Annotated in this window: 16 protein-coding genes, 1 tRNA gene, 1 other RNA gene and 1 pseudogene; 6 read left to right on the forward strand and 13 right to left on the reverse strand. The window is 54.0% G+C overall.

Going from position 1 to position 21,745, the window contains the following annotated elements; all coding sequences use genetic code 11:
* Positions 1 to 294 precede the first annotated feature (294 nt).
* Positions 295 to 1,092, reverse strand: a pseudogene (locus JX360_RS04225) (transposase).
* A gap of 122 nt (positions 1,093 to 1,214) precedes the next feature.
* On the reverse strand, positions 1,215 to 3,125 hold the full coding sequence (locus JX360_RS04230) for a response regulator (protein WP_244349349.1): 1,911 nt from the start codon (positions 3,123 to 3,125) through the stop codon (positions 1,215 to 1,217).
* A 232-nt stretch (positions 3,126 to 3,357) separates the two neighbouring features.
* Between JX360_RS04230 and JX360_RS04235 the strand changes: the two genes are divergently transcribed.
* The 3 genes from JX360_RS04235 to JX360_RS04245 all read left to right on the forward strand — a co-directional run bounded on the left by JX360_RS04235 (position 3,358) and on the right by JX360_RS04245 (position 6,312).
* Positions 3,358 to 3,540 (forward strand): DUF2949 domain-containing protein, encoded by a 183-nt coding sequence (locus tag JX360_RS04235; protein ID WP_244349350.1) that lies wholly within the window; start codon positions 3,358 to 3,360, stop codon positions 3,538 to 3,540.
* Between the two features lie 84 nt (positions 3,541 to 3,624).
* Positions 3,625 to 5,841 carry a PAS domain S-box protein gene (locus tag JX360_RS04240; protein WP_244349351.1) on the forward strand — a complete coding sequence of 739 codons (2,217 nt, stop codon included), beginning with the start codon at positions 3,625 to 3,627 and terminating at the stop codon, positions 5,839 to 5,841.
* A gap of 36 nt (positions 5,842 to 5,877) precedes the next feature.
* Positions 5,878 to 6,312: a response regulator gene (locus JX360_RS04245; protein ID WP_244349352.1), complete on the forward strand. Its 435-nt coding sequence runs from the start codon at positions 5,878 to 5,880 to the stop codon at positions 6,310 to 6,312.
* On the opposite strand, the gene JX360_RS17825 is transcribed toward JX360_RS04245, so the two are convergent.
* From JX360_RS17825 to JX360_RS04260, 5 genes are all read right to left on the reverse strand, one after another.
* Positions 6,261 to 6,539 (reverse strand): hypothetical protein, encoded by a 279-nt coding sequence (locus JX360_RS17825; protein ID WP_425244354.1) that lies wholly within the window; start codon positions 6,537 to 6,539, stop codon positions 6,261 to 6,263. The two genes, JX360_RS04245 and JX360_RS17825, sit on opposite strands and share 52 nt — an antisense overlap.
* A gap of 78 nt (positions 6,540 to 6,617) precedes the next feature.
* Positions 6,618 to 8,246: a TM0106 family RecB-like putative nuclease gene (locus tag JX360_RS04250; protein WP_279611232.1), complete on the reverse strand. Its 1,629-nt coding sequence runs from the start codon at positions 8,244 to 8,246 to the stop codon at positions 6,618 to 6,620.
* A 68-nt stretch (positions 8,247 to 8,314) separates the two neighbouring features.
* Positions 8,315 to 8,593, reverse strand: a complete 279-nt coding sequence (locus JX360_RS04255) for a hypothetical protein (protein ID WP_244349353.1) — start codon at positions 8,591 to 8,593, stop codon at positions 8,315 to 8,317.
* Positions 8,594 to 8,987: 394 nt separating this feature from the next.
* Complete coding sequence (locus JX360_RS17480) at positions 8,988 to 9,110, reverse strand: hypothetical protein (RefSeq protein WP_279611233.1); 123 nt, start codon at positions 9,108 to 9,110, stop codon at positions 8,988 to 8,990.
* Positions 9,111 to 9,175: 65 nt separating this feature from the next.
* Positions 9,176 to 10,900, reverse strand: a complete 1,725-nt coding sequence (locus tag JX360_RS04260; protein ID WP_244349354.1) for a 4Fe-4S dicluster domain-containing protein — start codon at positions 10,898 to 10,900, stop codon at positions 9,176 to 9,178.
* 208 nt (positions 10,901 to 11,108) lie between these two features.
* Between JX360_RS04260 and JX360_RS04265 the strand changes: the two genes are divergently transcribed.
* Both JX360_RS04265 and JX360_RS04270 read left to right on the forward strand, forming a co-directional pair.
* A complete protein-coding gene (locus JX360_RS04265) occupies positions 11,109 to 11,738 on the forward strand; it encodes a DUF938 domain-containing protein (RefSeq protein ID WP_244349355.1) in 630 nt (209 codons plus the stop codon).
* 27 nt (positions 11,739 to 11,765) lie between these two features.
* Positions 11,766 to 12,911, forward strand: a complete 1,146-nt coding sequence (locus JX360_RS04270) for an anhydro-N-acetylmuramic acid kinase (RefSeq protein ID WP_279611234.1) — start codon at positions 11,766 to 11,768, stop codon at positions 12,909 to 12,911.
* 97 nt (positions 12,912 to 13,008) lie between these two features.
* Here the strand turns inward: JX360_RS04270 and JX360_RS04275 are convergent, their stop codons facing one another.
* From JX360_RS04275 to JX360_RS04300, 6 genes are all read right to left on the reverse strand, one after another.
* Complete coding sequence (locus JX360_RS04275) at positions 13,009 to 14,829, reverse strand: proline--tRNA ligase (protein WP_244349357.1); 1,821 nt, start codon at positions 14,827 to 14,829, stop codon at positions 13,009 to 13,011.
* A 135-nt stretch (positions 14,830 to 14,964) separates the two neighbouring features.
* Positions 14,965 to 18,141, reverse strand: coding sequence for a translation initiation factor IF-2 (infB, locus tag JX360_RS04280; RefSeq protein WP_244349358.1), 3,177 nt, complete (start codon positions 18,139 to 18,141; stop codon positions 14,965 to 14,967).
* Positions 18,142 to 18,524: 383 nt separating this feature from the next.
* Positions 18,525 to 18,821 carry a YlxR family protein gene (locus JX360_RS04285; protein ID WP_244349359.1) on the reverse strand — a complete coding sequence of 99 codons (297 nt, stop codon included), beginning with the start codon at positions 18,819 to 18,821 and terminating at the stop codon, positions 18,525 to 18,527.
* Positions 18,822 to 18,825: 4 nt separating this feature from the next.
* Positions 18,826 to 19,836, reverse strand: coding sequence for a response regulator (locus JX360_RS04290; RefSeq protein ID WP_279611244.1), 1,011 nt, complete (start codon positions 19,834 to 19,836; stop codon positions 18,826 to 18,828).
* A 157-nt stretch (positions 19,837 to 19,993) separates the two neighbouring features.
* On the reverse strand, positions 19,994 to 20,650 hold the full coding sequence (locus JX360_RS04295; RefSeq protein ID WP_244349361.1) for an HAD family hydrolase: 657 nt from the start codon (positions 20,648 to 20,650) through the stop codon (positions 19,994 to 19,996).
* Positions 20,651 to 20,945: 295 nt separating this feature from the next.
* A tRNA-Lys gene (locus JX360_RS04300) sits at positions 20,946 to 21,017 on the reverse strand.
* An 81-nt stretch (positions 21,018 to 21,098) separates the two neighbouring features.
* Here JX360_RS04300 and ssrA point away from each other — a divergent pair.
* Positions 21,099 to 21,503: a transfer-messenger RNA gene (ssrA, locus tag JX360_RS04305) on the forward strand.
* Positions 21,504 to 21,745: the final 242 nt, after the last annotated feature.

The following is a 21,745-nucleotide window of genomic DNA, read 5'->3' on the forward strand; positions in this document are numbered from 1 at the left end:
ATGGGATGCAGCTTTCAGCTCTCTTGTATTGACAAGTGTATTGACAAGAGCCGAATTAACCGAAGTGACCACAAGCGTTGCATCCTGACATAATACTTTACACTTTAGAGCCTCCAGTCATACGAGTCATCCAAATCACAAAATTACTTTCCTGACGGATAATCAGTTGAATATATCTCAACTTGTCTAATAATTTCTCGCCATATATTTTTGGTATCTCTATCATCAATAGAATTAGATAAGCTATCAATACCATATATATTCGAATCGTCACTCCGTTCACACTCTTTGTCGCTAGTCGGTCAAGTTTAAGATGGCCTTGAGGAATTTCCATAGTAGCTCTATCCCCCACCGTTGCCGATATGCTTCCCTAATATCCTCGTCGTCCATAACCTCTATTGGCACATTCGTCGCTAAACGATACTCTATCTGTTTCTCTAAATCACAAAAACTGACTACCCTAATTTTTCTCCCTCCCACATCAACCAACCTATTATTGTCAACAATCTAGTTGCTATTGATGCGGATTAAAAACAGTTTATTACTATTGATAAACTCATTGAACAACTCTTTGCGCGCAAACCCTCTATCCCCTACGGCTGAACCATTCTCAGGTGTCGTCCCTAAGACTAGTTCTCCAAAATAAGCGTCGTGCTTATCTCCAAAATGAATCAATAATTCACTGGGAGCCTGCATCTCTTGGTTCAAGGTGGTTAATAGTTTGACTTGATGATACTGCTTTGCCCAGAAGAACTTGCTTGTCAAACTGATGACCGTTGAATCAAAGGGACAGATGATCACATCTTTCTGGCTGGGCCGACGACGCACTTGGTGGAGTAAATCCACAAAAAGTCGGTTGATAGACTGTAAGCTTCGGCTTGAACAAGCTCTAGAGAATGAAGATAAACTACCTTCTACTCCAGTGTGGTGGAGTTGAAAGAATAGATCTCTCAAGCTTGTGACTGACTTATCCAAAATATAGGTCAGCCAGATTTTGACGAACAACTGGGTGTTCATCACCGGATAGTCGTGGCTAGGAAGTTGAGCCAACAGAGACTTGACAACTCCTGGAAGGGAACGTAGGCTAGTCATTGCTGAATAATGTTTTTGCAAGGGCTAGATTAACATATCTGGTCCTTTTTCTTGTCCTTTAAGCTATCGTGCAACACTTGTGCAAAGTGACCCATAGAAAAGTGAAATTGAAAAAGGGGAGATTAGGCTTTTGGAAGGTTCTTTTGCCAAACTCGTCGTAGAAGTTCTGTGCGCTCTAGACGGTTGAAAACACGAGTGATGAGTTCCGGGCCAACGATAGGTTTACTAACAAAATCATCTCCTCCTACCGAAAAGACCTGTTCAACAATTTGAGAGTCTGTGTGGGCGGTGAGGAAGAGTACTGGGATCCAACTCCAATCTGGGTCATTACGTACAACCTGGCAAAGTTCAATCCCACTGAATTTGGGCATCTCTATGTCGAGGATTAGAAGCTCAGGGTTGAGGTAATTGAGTTGTTTCAAAAAGTCTTTTGGCTCAGAGAGAGTATAGACTTCTAAACCCCAGGGATCCAACAGCTCCTCTAGAGCAGACAGCATAGATTCATCGTCATCAACAACCAGAATTTTGGCTCTCTTGAGGCTCTTGAGAGCAGAGTCTTTGCTATTTGTAGTTGTTTGTCGATCCAGTTGAGTTTTAAGTGTAATCAGTATTTCATTAAAGGAGAGAGGCTTCTGTAGGAGGATATGTTTCCCAAGGCGGGAGGTTTCAACCCGTGTGGTTAGGTCAGTTCTCTCTGTTAGCAAAATTAGGGAGGTGGGAGGATATGAGATGTGGGGCTGTTTGAAGTGGATGAGATTGATTATGGGATCCATCTCTGGGATCTCATCTAGGTCAATGATCCAAGCAGAGGGTGAGGGGGTAAAGTCCTGTGGATGATTTAGAGCATCAAGGTTTGGAATCGGTCTGATCTTAAAGCCATGTTCTGTTGCCAAGCTTTGGAAAGGAGAAGATGTGGCTTTGCTCCAATAGGCTGCAATTACAGGGAGATTGGCATGAGTAGCGTCAAATGACTCAAAGGCTTGCCTAAGGGCTGTTATTGTTTTTCTTAAGTGTTTAAGTTGGGATCCACTGAGTGGTTTCTTGTGTAATTGCTCTTCGATCTGGCGAGCCAGCTCCGAGCCTTGACTAAAACCAAAAGTACCCAAAGAACCTGCCAATTTGTGAGCTTCTCCTTCGGCTTCATGACGAGTGATTTCTAATTCGGGATTCTGGCTGATCTCGCCAGAGAGCTGAGAAACAAGATCTTCCAGAGTGTTTAACCGTTGCCAGTGCTGGGTACGATACCGTTGCCAAGTCTTGGCTAGGGCCTGTTGGGTGCGTTGCTGTTTGGAACTTTGATTGGGCTGCTCCTCTGGTTCAGGATGAGAAGGGTTTGACTCTGCAGGTGTGGTCAGATCTTCTGGTGGAGCTTTGAGGCGATACCCCAAGCCATAGACTGTTTCGATGATGTCGGGTGCAGCGGCTGACTTTAATTTGTGGCGTAAGCCTTTAACATGGGCACGCACGGTATCTGTCCCTGGGGGATCTTCATAGGTCCAGAGATGATCGAGGATGGCACTTTGGCTAAATACTCGCTGAGGATTGCGCAGAAAAAGTTCTAGTAGGGCGTATTCTTTGGGGGTAAGGTGAAGAGGGAGATCGGCAAAGCTAACTTCACAACTACTGGGATCCAACCGTAGCTCTCCCCAGCTCAAAATCGGTTGTTGGGCAATTTGACCTCGTCGGAGAAGGGCACGAATGCGGGCAGCCAATTCTGTCATTTCAAAGGGCTTGACCAGGTAATCGTCGGCCCCAGCATCCAACCCTTCCACTTTCGTCTCGCTGTGGTTGTGGGCAGTTAAGAGCAGGATCGGCTGGGTATAACCTTGGGTGCGCAAGTCTCGGCAGAGATCAATACCGTTTTGGTCGGGAAGACCGACATCCAACATCAACAGGTCGTAGGGGTAGACCTCCAGGTAATCTTGAGCCTCTTGACCATCACGGGCAATATCCACCACGTAGTAATCTGCGCTGAGGGCCTCGACAATAGCAGTGGCCAAGCTGGCTTCATCTTCGACCAAAAGGAGCTTCACGCTGGGATCCCTAGGGGTGGAGTTTCACAAGTCCTTCACATCCATTCTCTACTTTAGAGTCACTGTACATGCCTGATCTCGGCCTGTCTCCGTCTGTTCAGAGAGGCTTAACCCTGGCTTCAGGGAAAATTCATCTGGATTCGGCAGGCTGAGGAGGAATTGAGTGCCACAGTGCTCTGCTTAGAACTACGGCGAGCCCCTTGGCTTACTTGCACGTAAGGATGGTTTGTCCATGTCTCTGTTCAACGAAACCTCCCTGGAGCAGCAGTTGCTGGCGCAGGGCATTATCGATCAAAGACAGCTGGCTTTGGCGAGAAAGGTACAACGACAACAGATGGGGCCATTGTTGATGATATTGCTACAGCTCCAGTTCATTGATCTTGACCAGATGAGTGGACTGATCAGCGGTTGTTAGATCTCTCGAGCAATTGGCTGAACACGGTTGTTTTTTGTTTCAATAGTTTCATTTAGTCTCATTCGCTGTCTTCTAGCGAATCTCATGGTGCCTACAGAACTTGATGTTGCAGAAGTCTACGAGGCGGCTCGGTTGGCAGCCCTCTATCGGTATGGTGTTTTGGATACTGCCGCTGAGCCTGTATGGGATAATTTGTGTCGGTTGGCGGCTCAGATTTGTGAGGCACCCATTGCCTTGATTGGTTTTATCGATCAGTCCCGCCATTGGTTCAAGGCTGCTTATGGCTGGAAGATTGAAGCGTTGCCTCGGGAACAGTCCTGGTGTGCACAGGCTATTTGTCGCCCCGAACCGTTGCTGTTAACCGATCTAGATCAGGATCCTCGCTATCGGGAGCATCCATTGGTTGTCAGGGATCCCTGGATTCGCGCCTATGCCAGTCAGCCCTTGATCGATGGGGAAGGCTTTGTGCTGGGTACTTTGAGTGTTATGGATCCGCGGCCACGGCAGTTTAGTTTGTCGCAATTACAGGGATTGCAAACGGTGGCGGAGCAGGTGATGGCTCAGTTGCAGCTACGCCGCTTTTGGCACCTGGAGGATCCAACCGTGTATCCCTCCACCCCTGAGGAAGTCCCTGCCGCGCCATTGGTAAACACAGACCCAGAAGTTGATCAGGGCCGAAAAGTTTGGGATCCAACCCATCCACAGGTTCATCCGGATGCGCAGCGAGCGCACGAACAACTGTATCGACGCATCGTGGATACAGCCCAGGAAGGGATCTGGGTGGTGGATAAACAGGGAAAAACCTGCTTTATCAATCGTCGCTTGGGGCAACTGTTGGGCTACACCGCACCAGAAATGTTGGGGCGCGGCCTGGTGGAATTTGTCGAGCCGGATCAACGCCAGATGGTGCAGCGGCTGGTGGTTCCACCAGGCCAAAATAAGGTCTTCCCTGAACAATTGGAGATTTGCTGGCGGCGTAAAGATGGATCCCCGCTTTGGAGCTTGGTGTCCACCAGTCCGATGCTGGAGTCGGAACAGGAAGGAGGATTCTTGGGCACCCTGTATATGGTGATCGACATCAGTTTGCGCAAGCAGGCGGAGGCGCAACTACGGCAGGTTAATGAAGAACTGGAACGACGGGTGGAAGCCCGCACAGCCGAATGGATACAAGCCAACCGTGCCCTAGCCCAGAGTGAGGAACGGTTCCGCAGCATTTTTACAGAAGCGCCGATTGGGATTGCCCTGACCCATCGGCAGGGCCATATTCTCACGGCAAACCGGGCCCTGGCGGAAATGTTAGGGTATGCCGATGCCTCTGAATTGGTGGGGCTGCACCTGGGATCCCTGGCCCAAGCGAGTCTTGATCTGACGCCAGAAGAATGGCAACAGGAGAAACAACAACAGGAGCGCCTTGCCCAGGGAGAGATTCACAGTTATCGGCAGGTAAGGCGATTTTTAAGACGGGATGGCCGTTGGGTGTGGACGCAACTAACCTTTGGCCGTATTTCCACCTCTGACTCAGGACAACACTCGGAACAAAAATCGGAACAAAAAGAAGAGGGCTATGGCCTGACGATGGTGGAAGACATCACGGAACGACAAGCGTTGGAGGGCATGAAGGATGAATTTATCTCGATTGTTAGCCACGAGTTGCGTACTCCCCTCACCTCCATTCACGGGGCCTTGAGCCTGATGGCTACCGGTAAGCTGGGATCCCTGCTGCCCAAAGGGGAACGCCTGCTACAAATTGCCGCCACCAATACCGAACGTCTGGTGCGTTTGGTGAATGACATTCTGGATTTGGATCGCATGGAAGCGGGTAGCCTGAGCATGGAGAAAAAGCCCTGTGATGCGGCGGAGCTGATTCGGTATGCTGCCGAAACCATGCGCTCGATGGCGGAGCAAGCCCAGGTGCATTTGGTAACTCAGCCCTTGCCCGTGACGATACATGCGGATCCCGACCGCATTATTCAAACCTTGACCAACCTGCTCAGTAATGCCATCAAGTTCTCGCCGAGGGGGGCAACGGTGCGCTTGGGGGCCAAACAACGCCATGCTCATCAAGTTATCTTTTGGGTGCAGGATCAGGGGCGAGGGATCCCGGCGGCCAATCTGGAGACGATCTTTCATCGCTTTAAACAAGTGGATAGTTCTGACTCCCGCGAGAAGGGCGGCACCGGCTTAGGGCTGGCTATTTGCCGTAGCATTGTCCGCCAACATGGGGGGCGAATTTGGGTAGAAAGCGAAGTCGGCAAAGGCAGTACCTTCTTTTTTACGTTGCCCCTCTTTGCTCCCGAATGATGGATCTGTTGCGTAGTGACTCAATTGGCTAAGACCATGCAAACTTTAACTTCTACCTCCAGTGATGCCACTCTGACCCGCCGGGTTTTGGTGGTGGACGATGAAGACGATATCCGCGAAGTGGCTCAGCTTAGCCTGGAGATTATGGCCGGTTGGGAGGTGTGGAGTGCGCCTTCTGGTGAAGAAGGGATCCGCATTGCGGAAACGGCTCACCCGGATGTAATTCTGTTGGATGTGATGATGCCGGATATGGATGGCCCGACCACCTTCCGTCAATTGCGGGCCAACCCCAAAACTCGAGATATTCCGGTCATTCTCCTGACAGCGAAAGTACGGGCGCGGTTGGTCAAGCAGCAGTTTTTGCCGCTGGGGGTGCGGGGGGTGATTACCAAACCCTTTGATGCGACCAAGTTGGCGGATCAGGTGGCCGAAACGGTAGGCTGGGATCCCGCCTCTGATGACCGAACTTGAAGTCTAAGGAGATCTGATCTGAAATCTGAAGGAATAGCAGCCACAAAAAAAGCAGGGTTGGATTGGCCCTGCCTTGAAGAGGAAGTGGATGGAGAACGGTCACCCTGTCGCAGTCGTTGCATCAAGGTGCGATTCCGTTTGTCCAGTTGTCGTTTGCGGGCTGTTCCTCCCCGCCCGCGATGGTTTCTTCCCTGTTGGCGGGGGGATTCATGGGATTTGAGTCGCATTGGATCCCTCAGAGTCTGGTGTCCTATAGGTTATCCTAATCCGAACTGGGTTGATCCTTTTTGCGGAGAACCGCTGCCTTAAGGGTTGGAATCCGCGCCTTTGGCCAGCCAGTCTTTGAGGCGATGGGTTGCTCGACAGTCATCCTCGTTGTAAATCACCGAGCGCTCCAAAAAATCCCGATCTTGGGTTTCCAGCCACTGGCTGTACCAGTAAATCGACTGTGCCCCACTGGCATCCGGGATCCGCCACTCAAACCCCAGCCAACGGGCGATGTTTTTGAGGGAGTAACTTTCGATGGGCAATACGACGGAACGTTGTACCCATTCGTGCAAATCTACAAAGCGCTTTAATAACTGCCGCAGTTGGCGGGGATCCGTATTGTATTGCTGACCCAGGCGTTGACAAGTTTGTACTTCAAACCCGTGGAAGTGATAAATGGGTGCCTCGGGATGCTGTGCTGTCAGGCGCAAAAATTGCTGCCACACCTGCCCTTCCTCTTCTGGGGTTGTGGCCAAACAACTGTGATAGCGAAACGCATCGGCATCCTGAGTTTGCTCCACCACCAGTAAGCCCAGCAGATAGGCGACATTGTGACGGGGATCTGCCTCAATATCAAAGTAAATTTCGACAGCGGTTTTTGGGAAAGGCTCCTGCTGAATCCAGACGGGTTGCTGAGTGAGGGTGGCATGGGCTTGCCGCTTCAGTTGCAGGGCGACGGCGGCTCCCAGTTTGGGAATCGCTTGTAGGGTTTCCAGGTGAGCGTTGGCCAGAGCTTCCACCGACTCGATCCCTGCTTCTTGTAACAGCGGATAACGGGATCCCGTCACGCCCGGCAGCAGGCTGAGGGGTTGGCTGGTTGCATTCAATTGCCGACAATGCTCCCGCCAATGGCAAAGATGACAACGGCTGCGCGCCATAAACACCTGGGGGGGATCGGGCTGGTCTAAAGTGAGCAAATACTCGCGGATCAACTGCCGTACCTGTTCCCGCCGTCGCCCCAGATGGATAGGATGCCACTTCCCCCCTTTCAAAATCAAAATTCCCCGCTTCGGGGTTGTCCCCTGCAAAGTGCCGAGCAATTCCGCCTGTAAAGCCAGCAGCAACTCGTACTCAGGTTTGGGACGTTTGCCAATACGAATTTGCGCCGGCAGGTAAAAGTGTCTGAGGGAGGGTTGGCTTTTGGTGGGTAGGGGTTGATCCCGAATGAGTAGATCCAGGGAACTGCTCACCCGGATTGCCTCAAACTCTGCGGGCAAGGTGTTATCGGCTGTTGCGGTGTCTCTATCTATAGGATCCGTAGGGTCTGGGATCCCTGGCGAAGAACGGGGAGCCTTTGAAAGCTCGGTTTCACATTCAAGGGCGGTTACATCCACCGCGGCTGCCCGCTCAATAACCCGCTCAATAAATAGTTCCGCCTGGATTCCTCCCCCATAGATGTACTGCACACCCTGGGACATGGCCGCCAACACCGCCCCATTGCCAGCTTCAATCCGTTCTCCGGGGAATTGCTCAAACACTCTTGACACTAAAGTTTGGCGATCCCGCCGCCACTGCTCTAATAGATCTTCTGGGGGAAGCTTTGCCTGAATAGGCCCAACCCGATCCAAATAAGGGAGTCGTCGACAACGGAAGAAGGCAAGCAACTCCTCGGCATTTATAGAACTCTGCGTAGAGCCCTGCTGGGCTGCTTCAACCTTGTTTTGCAAGGGTAGACGACCTTAACTTCTGTTTCTGGTGATATTCTGACACGTCCCCATACCCCGCCAATCCCCCTTTAGGGTTTGGGAGTTTCTGAAGGAAGAAGATAGGTGATGATGCGCTCAACCGTGTCGGACTGGCGGCGAGCGGTCTCGGCCTGTTGTTGACAGATTTGCTTCAACTCTCCCAACCAGTTGCTGTGCTCTTGGGTCACCATAAGCTGCTGTTGAACAATTCCTTTCAGGTTGGTCAGATCATCTTTGACGAAGCTCACAGTCTCCGTCAGGGTCAGCACGGCACCCACCAGGCGATCCAGCCGAAAGTCGATCTGATCGAAGCGATCGTTGCTTTGCATCTTACATCTTCAGGGAGTGGTGAACAGGACTGAAAATTGGCGTCCGGAAGCGCTTCGAATCCGAGAACAGACTCTAGGCCCTCAGAACCCAAAGCCGCTCCAGCCAACGCAGCAACCTCAGTTAGTTTATCAAGGAGGCTTTAGTTCGGCTCCTGCCTGGTTAGACTATGTATTTATTCTTACCGATACTTACGGCTATCCCATGCGTCAATTGTCGTAACTCGCTCGTTAGAAGCGCTGCTTTTGGGATAAGCCAATCTGCTGACCCCCACCTGTTTCTACTTCTGAGGCTGACAAGAGCGATCGGAATGGAGACATGGCATTCTCAGGTCTCCTAATCTATCCATGATTTTATCTGTTCCCGCCTGCTCGCGTATTTTGAAGCTTCCTGAATTTACGAGGCGGCCACCAGCACATCATCGGGATCCGAGTATTGAATGCCTTCAGGGATCCCTGCCGCATCTGGCGACCACATCCACAAGCGGTGCAAAATCCGGTCTCCAACCGACTGGGCCACATAGGGATCCCGTCCATGTAAAACGCGGTAGTTATCTACAAATAAGGCATCTCACAACCGCACGGTCATAACCCGAAGAAATCCGGGCCGGATCCCTCATAGCTGGGGTTAACCCGCAAATTTAATTGGGGACAGATGATTTCGCAGGTGCGGCACTGAATGCAATTTTCTAAAGACATGGCATGGGAACGGATCCCGTGCTGTTCTCGGATGTGGTGAACTTCTGCGGTGCAGTCAGAAATGCAGGGGGTAGGGCGATTGAGTTTGTCGTAAGTGGCGATGCACCGACGACAGGTTTCGGCACTGAACTCGACAATATGATGGTTGCCTTCGTGATAACGGGGTTCGGCAAAAAAGACCGCATCAGGCCGAGAGAAATAGCCGTACACGGACTCGGGTTGAGGCACAGAAACGGCGGTGGGGGCAACAAAATCCGCCTGAATAGCGGCATGGGGAGCAATGTATCCCTGAGGTGGGGGTGCGCTGGTGCTAACTCGTCCGGTAAGAAGGGTATAAGCGCGCAGGGTTTCTCGGCCCCGGCGAACCGGGTCTTGCAGGCCAAATTGCAGGGATCCCAACCAAGGATGGCCAGCATCGACGCTGCTGCACACTTTGGGTAGGTACTCTTCCAACAGGCGGGAGTTTTCCAGGAAAGCTTCCCGGAAGTAGCGGCTGCGGTACAGATCTTGCCCCACCGAGCTTTGCATCACTTCTTGTTGATAGGCCTCTTGAATGTGCAGATTGCCTTTCAAAAAGCCATCGTGAATTAAGCCCGCCGCCACATAGCCGGTTTCCATGGCCTTATCGACCCCGGCCAGGCTGCCCACATCCAGCACCCCGAGCGCATCCCCCAACAACAGGGATCCCTCCACACCAAAGCGGGTGGGCAGACTGTAGTAGCCTCCCTCTGGAATCACGGCAGCCCCGTACTTGAGCAACTTGCCCCCCTCCAGCAAAGATTGGATCCAAGGATGGCCTTTGAACTCCTGGAGACGTTGTTGCGGGTTCAGGTTGGGGTTTTTGCTATCGAGGCCGATGATCAGGCCCAAGGCAAGGCGATTGTCTTTGAGGCCATAGACAAAGCCGCCACTAAAGCTGCCGTCCAAAACCGGGTAACCCAGGGTGTGCCACACCTGCCCTTGCAGGGATCCGGGAATTTGCCAGACTTCTTTCACCCCGACCGACCACAGTTGCGGATTAGGCCGCAGCTGAAACTTCTCGATGAGATCTTTGGAGATGAACCCTTTGTCGCCAAAACAGGTGAGATCAGCAAAAATGCAGTCTTCGTAAATTTGGCCGGAGTCGCTGGCTCGCACCCCAATCACCCGTTCCCCGTCGTACAGAATTTCATGGGCGGCAAAACCGGGAAATAAATCAAGGGTGACATTCGGGATCCCCTTGGCTTTCTCTTGCAGTTGTTCTGCCAACCAACGAATGACGTGGCTGAGGGTGAGGATGACTTGTCCCTGTTTGCGAAACCCTTGGGGAATCACGGCTTCCGGTAGATCCCAGCGCTGTTCGGATCCCAGTACACTCAGATGATTGACTTCCACGCGCCCTTCGGTGGGGAACCCCTGACTTTCAAAATCAGGAAAGAGTTTGCAGATCACTTGGGGATTGCAGATGGCGCCGCTGACGATGTGCCCACCGAATTGCCGTGCTTTTTCCAGAATGGCAATGGAGATCTTCAAGCCGGAGAGTTTGGCTAGATCCAAAAGGCGATGGGCCAGGATCAGGTTGGAGGAACTCCCCCCTACCAGCAAAAGATCGTAGCGGATGGCTTCACTCATCAGACAAAATTCCCACTAGACGAAGTTCCTACCCAGAGGTTTCGGGTGCGCTGTTTGTATGCTAATGAGGGCTGATGCAGAAAGGGCAGAACCTTCATACCTTCTAAAGCCTCTGGTAAAGTCTCTGGGGAGCTTCTCTGGCCGCTGATGTTGGGGTTCAGGAGTGTTCGTTTGATGGGGTCGGGTGTAACGTCGAGGGGACAAGGAGATGGGGGTGGGACAAGAGAATCGTCGCCATGCTCCGGCAACGCTGCGCAACCGGGATCCGATTCTGAGGGTGCTGGAGCAGGTTTTACCCAGCAGTGGCAGGGTGTTGGAGGTTGGCAGTGGCACAGGGGAACATGCCGTGTACTTTGCCCCGCGTCTGCCCCATTGCATCTGGCAACCGAGTGAGCCGGATCCGGAGCTTTGTCGTAGTATTCAAGCCTGGCAAGCGGAATTTCCGGCAGCCAACCTACGCCCCCCTATCCCATTGGATGTCCGGGATCCGATCTGGCCGGTCGAGACCCCAAGCCCAGATCCACCCACAACAGCGATGGTCAGCATCAACCTGATTCACATCAGCCCTTGGGCCAGTTGTTTGGGATTGATGGCCGGAGCCGGTCGAATTTTGCCACCCGACGGGATCCTCTATTTGTATGGCCCTTTCCGTTGCCAGGGAGAACACACGGCTCCCAGTAACGCCCAGTTTGATGCCAGCTTAAGAGCGGAGAACCCGGAATGGGGAGTGCGGGATTTGGAAAACGTTGTTGAGGTGGCTGAGCAAAAGGGGCTGATCCTGAAAGAGGTGATTCCTATGCCGGCCAACAACCTTTCCGTTGTCTTCCAGCGGAAGTAGTTCACTATCTTCACTGTCTTCAACAAGATGATTGTCATTGGCTTAATGTCGGGCACTTCTGTGGATGGGATCGATGTGGCGATTGTGCAAATTGAGGGCAGGGATCCCTTAACCTGGGATCTTCTCCATCATGAAACCATCCCCTATTCCGAACAGTTGAGAGAAGCCATCTTGCGGGCTTCGGATCCCAAAACCAGCAGCGTTGATCAGCTCTGCGCGTTGAATGTTCGGGTGGGGCAAGCTTTTGCGGAAGCAGCTTTGCAGGGGATCGATTCTGCAAACCTGAACCCGGAACAGATTGACTTGATTGGCAGTCATGGCCAAACCCTTTGGCATATCCCCACCGGCCCCAATGCCTCTACCTTGCAAATCGGCGAAGCGGCTGTGATTGCAGAATTAACCGGGATCCCTGTCATCAACAATTTTCGAGCGCGGGATATGGCGGCTGGAGGACAGGGGGCCCCGCTGGTGGCGTTTGTAGATAGGCTGTTGTTCAGTGACTCTCACCGGAATCGTGTGGCCCAAAACATTGGCGGCATTGCCAATTTAACCTATTTACCCAAAACCTCTGGGCCGGGATCCCCGTTTGCCTTTGATACGGGTCCAGGCAACATTTTGATCGACTTAGCAGTGATGCAAGCCACTCAAGGGCAACAAACGTTTGATCGCAACGGGCAGTGGGCCGCCCAAGGCCAAGTGGACTGGGAAAAGGTTAGAGAATGGATGCGGGATCCCTATTTTCAGTTGCCTCCACCCAAAACCACCGGCAGAGAATATTTTGGAGCGTCCTATCTACAACAGATTTGGCCTCATTTTGCTTCAGCCGCAGATTGCATTGCCACCCTAACTGCATGGACCGCTTGTTCCATTGCCCACGCCTACAGAACCTTTTTGCCCCATCTGCCGGATCAAGCAATTGTGAGTGGTGGTGGCACCCAAAACCCAACTCTGATGAAGATGTTGCAGCGGCAGCTTCCGGAAGTGACCCTGCTCACCAGTGAACAAATGGGGATCCCGTCGCAAGCAAAAGAAGCCCTGGCTTTTGCTATCTTGGCCTATCGAACTTGGCAGGGTCAGGCAAACAATTTACCCGAGGCAACTGGAGCCAGTCGAGCTGTTATTTTGGGTCAAATAACCCCGGCCAATCGCTCCCTTACGATTCAGTTGTTGTAGCAAACCCGCGCAAGGGCTGTAAGAACCAAAGGGACAGGAGTTGTCTTCCTTTTTAAGGATGGAGATATTCAGCATCCTAGCCCTACCGGAACCCTGCTCAGTCTGGCACCGCTAAGGCCGCCTCGAGCCGCTCTTTCAGGGTGGCCACCACTTCCTCAATTGGGATCTCTATGGCTTGCCCGGTGGCCCGCTCGGTCAGTTCTACCTTGCCCTGCTTCAGGCTGCGACCGGTGGTAACGCGGTAAGGGATCCCGATGAGATCGGCATCTTTGAATTTCACGCCGGCCCGCTCATCCCGGTCATCCCAGAGGGTTTCGATCCCGGCAGCCGTCAGCTCCCGCACCAGCCGCTCAGCCACTTCCATCTGCTGGGCATCGGAGATGTTGGGAACTACCACTACCACCTGATAAGGGGCGATTGCCACCGGCCAGATGATGCCATTGGCATCGTGGGATTGTTCCACAGCTGCCTGAGCCAAGCGAGACACCCCAATGCCGTAACACCCCATCCATAGCGGATGTTCGGATCCCTGTTCGTCGGTGAAGGTGGCCCGCATCGGTAACGAGAACTTCAAGCCCAGCTGGAAAATATGCCCAATTTCAATCCCACGGGTGGTTTCTAGGATTTGCTCCGGGTTGAGGAGAGAACGATCCCCTGCTTGGGCTTTGCGCACATCCACCACCTCCGGGAGCGGGTAGTGTTCGCCCCAGTTCACTCCCCCCACATGCTTGCCGGGTTCATTGGCTCCCGTCACGAAGTTTTTCATCAGGGCTGCCGTTTGATCCGCCAACCGCAAGATTTTGGGGGCCAGGTTTTTCTGGGTTTGGCCCAAGCAGCGATCTGGCAAATCAGGGGCGATATACCCGACAGGAATCGGATCCCCCTGCCAACTGCTTTGGATATCGGCATCCGCCAGGGTGAGGGTGAGCAATTTGCTGGCTTGGTAACGTTCCGCCAAGCGGCTGAGATGGTTGGAGAGTTTCACCTCATTCACCTCTTGATCCGCCCGAATGCTCAGGAGCACCGCCACCCGCATGCCGTTGTCGTAAAGGGCTTGGTAGAGAACGTTTTTGAGGATGACGGTGGGAGAAATCTTGAGGAACTCCGCCAATTTATCAATGGTTTCCGTGCCGGGGGTATCCAATATTTGAACAGAATCATAGGGAGAGGGAGCAGCCTCCGGCGGAATCGATACTGCTTTTTCCACATTGGCCGCATAGGAGCCGTCAGGGGTGTAGAGAATGTCATCCTCTCCAGCAGAAGCTAGCACCATAAATTCCTGAGAGGCTGCGGTCGGCCCGCCAATCGCCCCCGCATCGGCATCCACCACGCGAAATTGCAGCCCACAGCGGCTGAGAATACGACAGTAGGCACGATGCATATCCTGATAGGTTTGGCGCAGGCTTTCTTCGTTGGCATGAAAAGAGTAGGCATCCTTCATGATGAACTCCCGACCCCGCATCAGGCCAAAGCGAGGCCGAATCTCATCCCGGAATTTGGTCTGGATTTGATAGAGGGTTTGGGGCAATTGTCGGTAGGAGCGGATCAAATCGCGGGCAAGGAGGGTAATCACCTCTTCATGGGTGGGGCCAAGACCCTGTTCTCGCCCCTGCCGATCTGTGAGGGCAAACATGATCCCTTCCGCTTGGGTATACACGTCCCAACGACCGGACTCCCGCCAGATTTCTGCCGGCTGCAACTGGGGCATCAGACATTCCTGTCCGCCGATGGCGTTCATCTCCTGCCGGACGATCTCGGAGATTTTTTGCAAGACTCGCCAGAGCAGCGGCAAATAGGTGTAGGTACCTGGAGATAGGCGGCGGATGAATCCCCCCCGCAACAGCAGCTTGTGGCTGGGCAGCTCGGCTTCCGCGGGATCCTCCCGCAGTGTTACAAACAACATCTGGCTCAGTCGCATGCTTCTCCCCATCAACAAGCTGAGATCTCCATCCTGCTCCGCACGATGCGGAGCGTCATCATCCTGCCCCAGGGATCCCCTTGAGTGGGAGGGATCCCTATCCCTGCTTCACAACCTAACCGCTTCGACCCCGATCTAGGCCGGAGTCAGGGTTCGCCGTTTCGAGACCATCTGATACACCTCGATAATGTCCCCTTCCTGCCAAGCTTGGAACTTATCGACACCGATCCCACACTCGAAGCCAGAAGCCACTTCGCGCACATCGTCTTTGAAGCGCTTCAAGGAATCGAGGCGACCTTCGTGAATCACCTCCCCCTTACGCCGGACTCGCACCAAAGCGTTCCGTTGCACCTTGCCGGAAAGCACATAGCTGCCGGCAATCGCACCGCGCCCAATCGGGATCACCATCCGCACTTCCGCTTGGCCTAGAGGTTCTTCCACTTCTTCAGGATCCAGCAAGCCCTCCATCGCCGCCCGCAGATCGTCGAGCAGATTATAGATGATGTCGTATTCCCGCACATCCACCCCTTTCTCATCGGCAGCTTGTCGGGATCCAGGGGCCATGCTGGTGTTGAAACCGAGGATGATCGCTTCACTGGCGGCTGCCAAATCCACATCTGTCTCAGTAATCTCACCGGCAGCGGCCAGCAAGACCCGCAATTGCACTTCCTCTTGGGGCAGATCCTGCAATGCGGCCTGAATCGCTTCGGCGGATCCCTGGACATCGGTTTTCAGGATCAGGTTCAGCTCCTTCAGCTGGCCCTCTTGAGCCTTGGCAGAAATACTGCCCAAACTGACTCGGCGGGAGAGGAGCGCCTGTTGCAGTCGAGTTTGCCGCAGCGCATCCGCCCGTTCCTGAGCAATGCGACGGGCTTCTTTCTCGTCTGGGTAGACCTGAAATTCATCTCCAGCTGCCGGTACTTCATCCAGACCCAGCAGTTGCACGGCAGAAGAGGGCCCTGCCTCCTGTAGCCGGTTGCCCCGATCATCCACCATTGCTTTGACACGGCCCAAAACAGCCCCCGCCACCAGGGTTTCCCCAACTCGCAGCGTGCCATTTTGAACCAACAACGTCGCCACAGGGCCACGCGCCTTATCTAGGTGGGCTTCCACCACCGTGCCACGGGCCGGACGATTGGGATTGGCCTGCAGCTCCGCTACATCCGCCACCAGCAGGATCATCTCCAACAGGCTGTCGAGGTTGAGGCGAGCTAGAGCGCTGACCTCCACCATCGGGGTATCCCCGCCCCACTCTTCTGGCAGTAGGCCATGTTCGGCAAGCTGCTGCTTAATGCGATCCGGTTGGCTGTCCGGTTTGTCGATCTTGTTGATGGCAACGATGATCGGCACCTGAGCGGCCCGCGCATGGCTGATTGCCTCCAGGGTTTGCGGTTGTACCCCATCGTCGGCCGCCACCACCAAAACGGCAATATCGGTCACACGGGTGCCACGGGCACGCATGGCGGTGAAGGCTTGGTGGCCAGGGGTATCGAGGAAAACCACACGGCGGCTTTCCCCCTCAAAATCCACATCAACGTGGTAGGCCCCAATGCGCTGAGTGATCCCGCCGGCTTCTCCCCGAGCGACATTAGTATCGCGGATGGCATCGAGCAAAGTGGTTTTGCCGTGATCGACGTGGCCCATGATGGTGACTACGGGAGGACGAGGAACCAGATGGTCGATATCCTCCACATCCAGCATTTCTGTTTTCTTGGCTTTGGATTCTGCCTCTGGCCGCCGAATCTCGTAGCCCAGTTCTGTAGCCACCGACTCGGCAATCGATTCATCCAGCACTTGGTTGATGGTTACCATCACCCCCTTGAAGAAGAGGGTTTTGATAATCTCGGTTTCAGCCAAACGCAGGCGATGGGCCAATTCCTGTACAGTGAGGCTGCCATCCAACAGCAATACCTTCTCTTCCGGTTCGGCTGGCGCATCAGCAGCGTTGGCTTCGGCAGCGGCAGATTGTCGCTGGGAACGGGCAGCGGGGCGAGGACGGGCACTACTGACCGTGACAGTCGCTGGTGGTCGATAGGAAGTGGGCTTAGCCGTGGGACGGGCTAATGGCTTGAGGGCGTTCAGCTCTGCTTGCTTGACCGCCGAAATTATGGCGGTGGGATCCAGATCCAGTGTGTCCCCGTCTCCCTCCCCACGTCTGCGGCTGCGTTTGCGTTTGGCTTGCGTGCGGCTGGTGCGCCGATTGAGGACCTGTAGCTCCTCGTCCTCCTCTTCAGCAGCGGTTTTGCGCTTTACCTTGGGCACGGCGGGACGCACAGGGGCATCCGCCAACACCGGGCTAGGACGTTCGCCAGGGATCCCTTCCGGCAAGCGAGGGGAGTCCTCCAGGTCTGGGAGGGTCGGCTTAGCCGCAGGACGGGTGGGGGGGCCCACCAACTCCATCCGCCGCTGCGGACGGGGGGTATCGCTACTTCCGCTTGGGCTATCTTCCCTAGCCACCGGAGAGGGAGACTCTTGGGGGCGACTGCCAGGGCGTATGGGAGCACCCACCAACTGGGGACGCGGGCGCTGTACAGGCTGACGAGAAGGGGCTCCTTCTTCCGTGGGACGAGGAGTACGGGGACGGCTAGGGGAGGATGCTTCTGAGGGGCTGGGACGACTGGACTCAGGAGCACGTTGTAGAGGTTCAGGACGCTCTACTGGCGGCTCGGGCTCAGAGGTGGCTCGTCGGGGGGGAGTAAGCACAGTCGGGCGCTTGGCCACCGGAGCAGGGCTGGGCTCAGGGCTTCTGGCCTTAGTGGCAGGGAGCTCAGGACGAACTGGGATAGGCGGCTCCGGACGAGCTGGAGTAGGCGGAGTGGGCTCGGGTTCTTGGGCCATCTCAGCTGGACGGACGGGGGAGCCAGATTGTCGGCGCGGTGGGCCTATCAACTGGGTATTGCCACCGGAGACCTTTTTTTCAGGTTTTTCAGCAGAGGAGGCCCGCTCGGGTCGTTGCAGTGAGGGTTTGGCAGCAGGCGGAGCACTGGGAGGAGTCGCCTCAGCAACCGAGGTCTGCCGCTGGGCAGGCACAGGTCGACGAATGCCGACGATCTGCTGAGGACGCTCACCACTTCGAGATTCAGGGGTAGACTCGGGTGGACGGCCCTCGGGTTGCCCCTTGGAACGGGAGCGAGGGGGTTGCACAATACGGGCTTTACCCAGTTTGCTGCGCACCTGTTCTGCTTGCTCCAGGGAAATGGTGCTGCTGTGGCTTTTGAAAGGGATCCCCAGTTGTTCACAAACCTCTAAAACATCGCGGTTTTCACGCCCCATTTCACGGGCAATATCGTAAAGTCGAACTTTATCGGTCATTCGTCTGCTAGCCTCTGCTCCTCTCTCCTCGTCGGTTTCACTATCCAAATGATCCAAATGATCAGTAGGGGGTGAGCCTTTCGAACTTGCGGGTTCTTCCTCGGGCCTATCGAGAACAGCTGGGTCGGCCTCCAGGGATCCGGACTGGAGGGAATCTAGATCTAAAGCTGCTCTGGAAATATCCACATGGGGCATAGGGTAGGACAACCGGGGAAGTGAACATAACGTCTAAGGCGCTAGTCTAGAATAACCTTTCTGGAGCCTGAACAGGCTGGCCTCAGGTTCACCAGACGGATCCCTATTCTGACAGGTGAGTTGGGTTGCCGTGTAGCGTTAAGGCAAATTGTCCCGGTTGAGGGGCTCAGATGGCCGAACTCTTTAGATTATCGAGAGATTTCGAACTCCGTAGGCGCACCAGAAGGCTGATGGCTCAGCAGTTGGGCCTCTAGACGTTGAAACAGTTCGTCAGGGACTGATGCTTTCAGAGCTTTGTTCAGCCGTTGCTTGCGTTGGGCTGCCTGTAAACAATCGAGCTGACGACACAGGTAGGCAGAACGCCCCATGCCCTCCTCCAGAAGAACTTGGTGAGAATCGAATTGCCTGACCAATCGCCACAGTTGCGAGCGTGGGAACAACTGGCGACAGGCCACACAGCGACGTAAGGGATCCCCACCTGACATAGGATCAATCCAACTGGGGCAGACGCGATCGCAAAAACGCAAAAAAGGACTCCACCAATTGGGGATCCCGCCAGCCTTTTGCCGTTTCTTCTCGCAGAATGTCCATGGCTTCTTGAACGGTAAAGGCACGTTTGTAGGGCCGCTCTGAGGTGAGGGCATCGTAAATATCGAGCACCTGAAAAACTCGGGCCACCAATGGGATCTCTTCCCCCTTCAGCCCATCTGGGTAACCACCGCCATCCCAGCGTTCGTGGTGGTGGCGGATCAGGGGCAACACCTCTTTCATAGTGCGCAAGGGCCGACAAATTTCCTCCCCGATCAGGACATGGGATTTCATCACTTCCCACTCTTCTGGGGTGTGTTTGTCTGGTTTGCCCAAGATCGCGTCAGGCACACCAATTTTGCCAATGTCGTGTAGGTATCCTCCCCAAGCCAATACCTTGATCATGGGACGGGGTAACTGCAAAAACTCGCCAAAGCTCTTGGCCATTTTCACCAAGCGTTCGCAGTGATCTCCTGTGGTGGGATCCCGGCTTTCCACGCTGCGAGCAATAACGAACAAGACTTGAGCGGCATGATCCAAATCTTCGTTCAGGTGCTTCTGGTGCACAAGGGATCGCACCCGCGCCAACAATTCTGACTCATCAAAAGGCTTGCTGAGAAAATCATCTGCCCCTGCTTCGATACCCCGCACCCGATTTTTGCGATCGCTGGCGGCTGTGATCAACACCACCGGAATCAGGCGCGTCTCTTCGTTCGCTTTGATGCGCCGACACACTTCAAACCCATCTAAACCTGGCATCATCACATCCAGCAGGATCAGATCCGGCTGGAGGGTTTCCAACATCTGCAGGGCTTGATTGCCACTCTCGGCCTCGCTCACCCGATAGCCAATGCCCTCTAGCAAATCCCCCAGCAACATGCGACTGTTGGGCTGATCGTCGACGATCAAGAGGTGGCTGACATCTGTTGGCTCTAAAGTAGCCGTTTCGGGCACCCCGATTGTTCTAGACATCTCAATTTTGGCAAAGGAAAGACTGGTCACAGCAGGAGTCCAGTTGGAGTACTCCTACAGTAGTGCTCTTTTAGGAAAGGGAGCATCCGGCTTTACACCGAACTTGTTAAAAAGTTGAGCCAACCCAACATAATCCTGAAAGGTTCTTAAAGCTCTCTCAAATTAACAGTTCTGTCAGCGTTTGGTGCAAGCTTTGCACATCCGCAAACCCTTGCTCTGCTCCAGCCTGATACAGACGCTCCAGGGGGTGAATGCCCCAGCCCACACCCCAGGCCTCGACTCCGGCACGACGGGCCATTTCGATGTCGTATTCCGTATCACCAATCAGAACGGTGTGATCAGGGGCAAGGTCATGGTGGGCGAGGATGCGTTCCACAGAATCTGGATGTGGCTTAGGATGAGTCACTTCTGTTGGGGAAATGATCGGCTCAAATAGGTCGCCAAAGCCCCATTGGTCGAGAACAGGCAAGATGGATTCTCGTCGCTTGCTCGAGGCAATGGCCAACGGGATCCGTTCCGCTAGATCTGCCAAAAGGTCGAGAATACCGGGGAAGGGTTTACTGTAGTAAGGGCGGATAGCGTCGTAGTAGCAGCGGTAAATTTCAATCGCCTCCGGGATCCGGTTCTGGGAATGCTTCGGTAGCAGAGCAGCCAGTTGTTTCTCCAACGGGATCCCGATCATCTGTCGCCAAGATTCCACCGCTTCTGGGGGCAGCTCCAGGGCCGCAGCAGTATGGCGGATCGCTTCGAGAATGCCAGGTTCGGAATCGACGAGCGTACCATCAAAGTCAAAAATCAGAAGTTTGAGTACCATCCAGAAGCCTTGATACGGAGAATTGGGTTGGGTTTAGGGCGGCTCTGCGGGCCACAGCTTTGAAAGCCCTCCTGAATAGCTCACCCGACCGATTCTACCAGGGGCCTCCCAGTTCCCTGAGGGTCTTATCATTCTTGCTTCTTGAGTGCTCCAAAAGGCTGATAGCCTGCTCGCAAGGCTATCCCAACCCAAGAGAGATTCGCTGGAGATTTCCCGCTTGGGGTGGGCTCATATAAAGAGCTATAAAGAGCAGGGATCCACTGCTAGGCTCACTCTACCAAGGGTTTTCCAGATATGGGTCGGCAGGGATTCGAACCCTGGACCAATCGGTTAAAAGCCGAATGCTCTACCGCTGAGCTACCGACCCTAATTTGCAGCTTTACAATCTTAGCAGAGTCACTTCCCAGTGTCGCGAGTTTTTTTGCTATGCTAAGGCTAAGTCAACCCTGGGGCTGTAACGGTTTCGACGGGGTGGCGAACAAGGGTTCATGATACAGGTCGGGATTGAGCTTATCCCGTTACCACCAGGCTCAAAACAAGTACGTGCGAACAACGTCGTACCCTTTGCTCGTAAAGCTGCCGTTCTGGCTGCCTAAGGCTCAGTAACCTAAAGGTTTACTCTTGAGCTCGAGGATCCCCTCACGACCCCGTTAAGTGGGCGGATCAAACCCTCAACGGGTGCAGCTCTCCTCTTTGGCTCCGTCGAGGGAGAGCCCAAGCTCAGGCGGAGAAATCCCATCACCGGGATCCAAACGGTGATCCCCGCCTCTGGGGTAAAAGGGGCTAAGCCTGTGAATGAGTGATCCCCCATTACCCATCTCGGACACGGGTTCGACTCCCGTCAGCTCCATTCTTTAACGGTCAAAGAGCAATGCATTCAGCAGAGGCTGACCTTGTATCGAGTGCTTGAAGAATGAGAAACCATCGCGGGCATTCTCACCGGCATTGTGGGGGGGAGAACGCCTCGAATTGACACTCCCCCGGTTAGAAACCGGGGGATTCTCCCTTCTAGCCCCTTGCAACCTTAGACTGCAAGGTATTCATGGAGTTCAGGGGATTGCCAACTACCCCATCCCCTGAGCCGACCCTACCTAT

Source organism: Thermostichus vulcanus str. 'Rupite', from assembly GCF_022848905.1.
Lineage (GTDB): Bacteria > Cyanobacteriota > Cyanobacteriia > Thermostichales > Thermostichaceae > Thermostichus > Thermostichus vulcanus_A.

Bases quoted from the DNA above. Each gene is read 5' to 3' on its own strand.
- JX360_RS17825 (WP_425244354.1), bottom strand. From the start codon at position 6,539: ATGCGACTCAAATCCCATGAATCCCCCCGCCAACAGGGAAGAAACCAT.
- infB (WP_244349358.1), bottom strand. From the start codon at position 18,141: ATGACCGATAAAGTTCGACTTTACGATATTGCCCGTGAAATGGGGCGT.
- JX360_RS04295 (WP_244349361.1), bottom strand. From the start codon at position 20,650: ATGGTACTCAAACTTCTGATTTTTGACTTTGATGGTACGCTCGTCGAT.
- JX360_RS04285 (WP_244349359.1), bottom strand. From the start codon at position 18,821: ATGTCAGGTGGGGATCCCTTACGTCGCTGTGTGGCCTGTCGCCAGTTG.
- JX360_RS04275 (WP_244349357.1), bottom strand. From the start codon at position 14,829: ATGCGACTGAGCCAGATGTTGTTTGTAACACTGCGGGAGGATCCCGCG.
- JX360_RS04245 (WP_244349352.1), top strand. From the start codon at position 5,878: ATGCAAACTTTAACTTCTACCTCCAGTGATGCCACTCTGACCCGCCGG.
- JX360_RS04235 (WP_244349350.1), top strand. From the start codon at position 3,358: ATGTCTCTGTTCAACGAAACCTCCCTGGAGCAGCAGTTGCTGGCGCAG.
- JX360_RS04240 (WP_244349351.1), top strand. From the start codon at position 3,625: ATGGTGCCTACAGAACTTGATGTTGCAGAAGTCTACGAGGCGGCTCGG.
- JX360_RS04265 (WP_244349355.1), top strand. From the start codon at position 11,109: ATGGGGGTGGGACAAGAGAATCGTCGCCATGCTCCGGCAACGCTGCGC.
- JX360_RS04260 (WP_244349354.1), bottom strand. From the start codon at position 10,900: ATGAGTGAAGCCATCCGCTACGATCTTTTGCTGGTAGGGGGGAGTTCC.
- JX360_RS04290 (WP_279611244.1), bottom strand. From the start codon at position 19,836: ATGTCTAGAACAATCGGGGTGCCCGAAACGGCTACTTTAGAGCCAACA.
- JX360_RS04270 (WP_279611234.1), top strand. From the start codon at position 11,766: ATGATTGTCATTGGCTTAATGTCGGGCACTTCTGTGGATGGGATCGAT.
- JX360_RS04255 (WP_244349353.1), bottom strand. From the start codon at position 8,593: ATGCAAAGCAACGATCGCTTCGATCAGATCGACTTTCGGCTGGATCGC.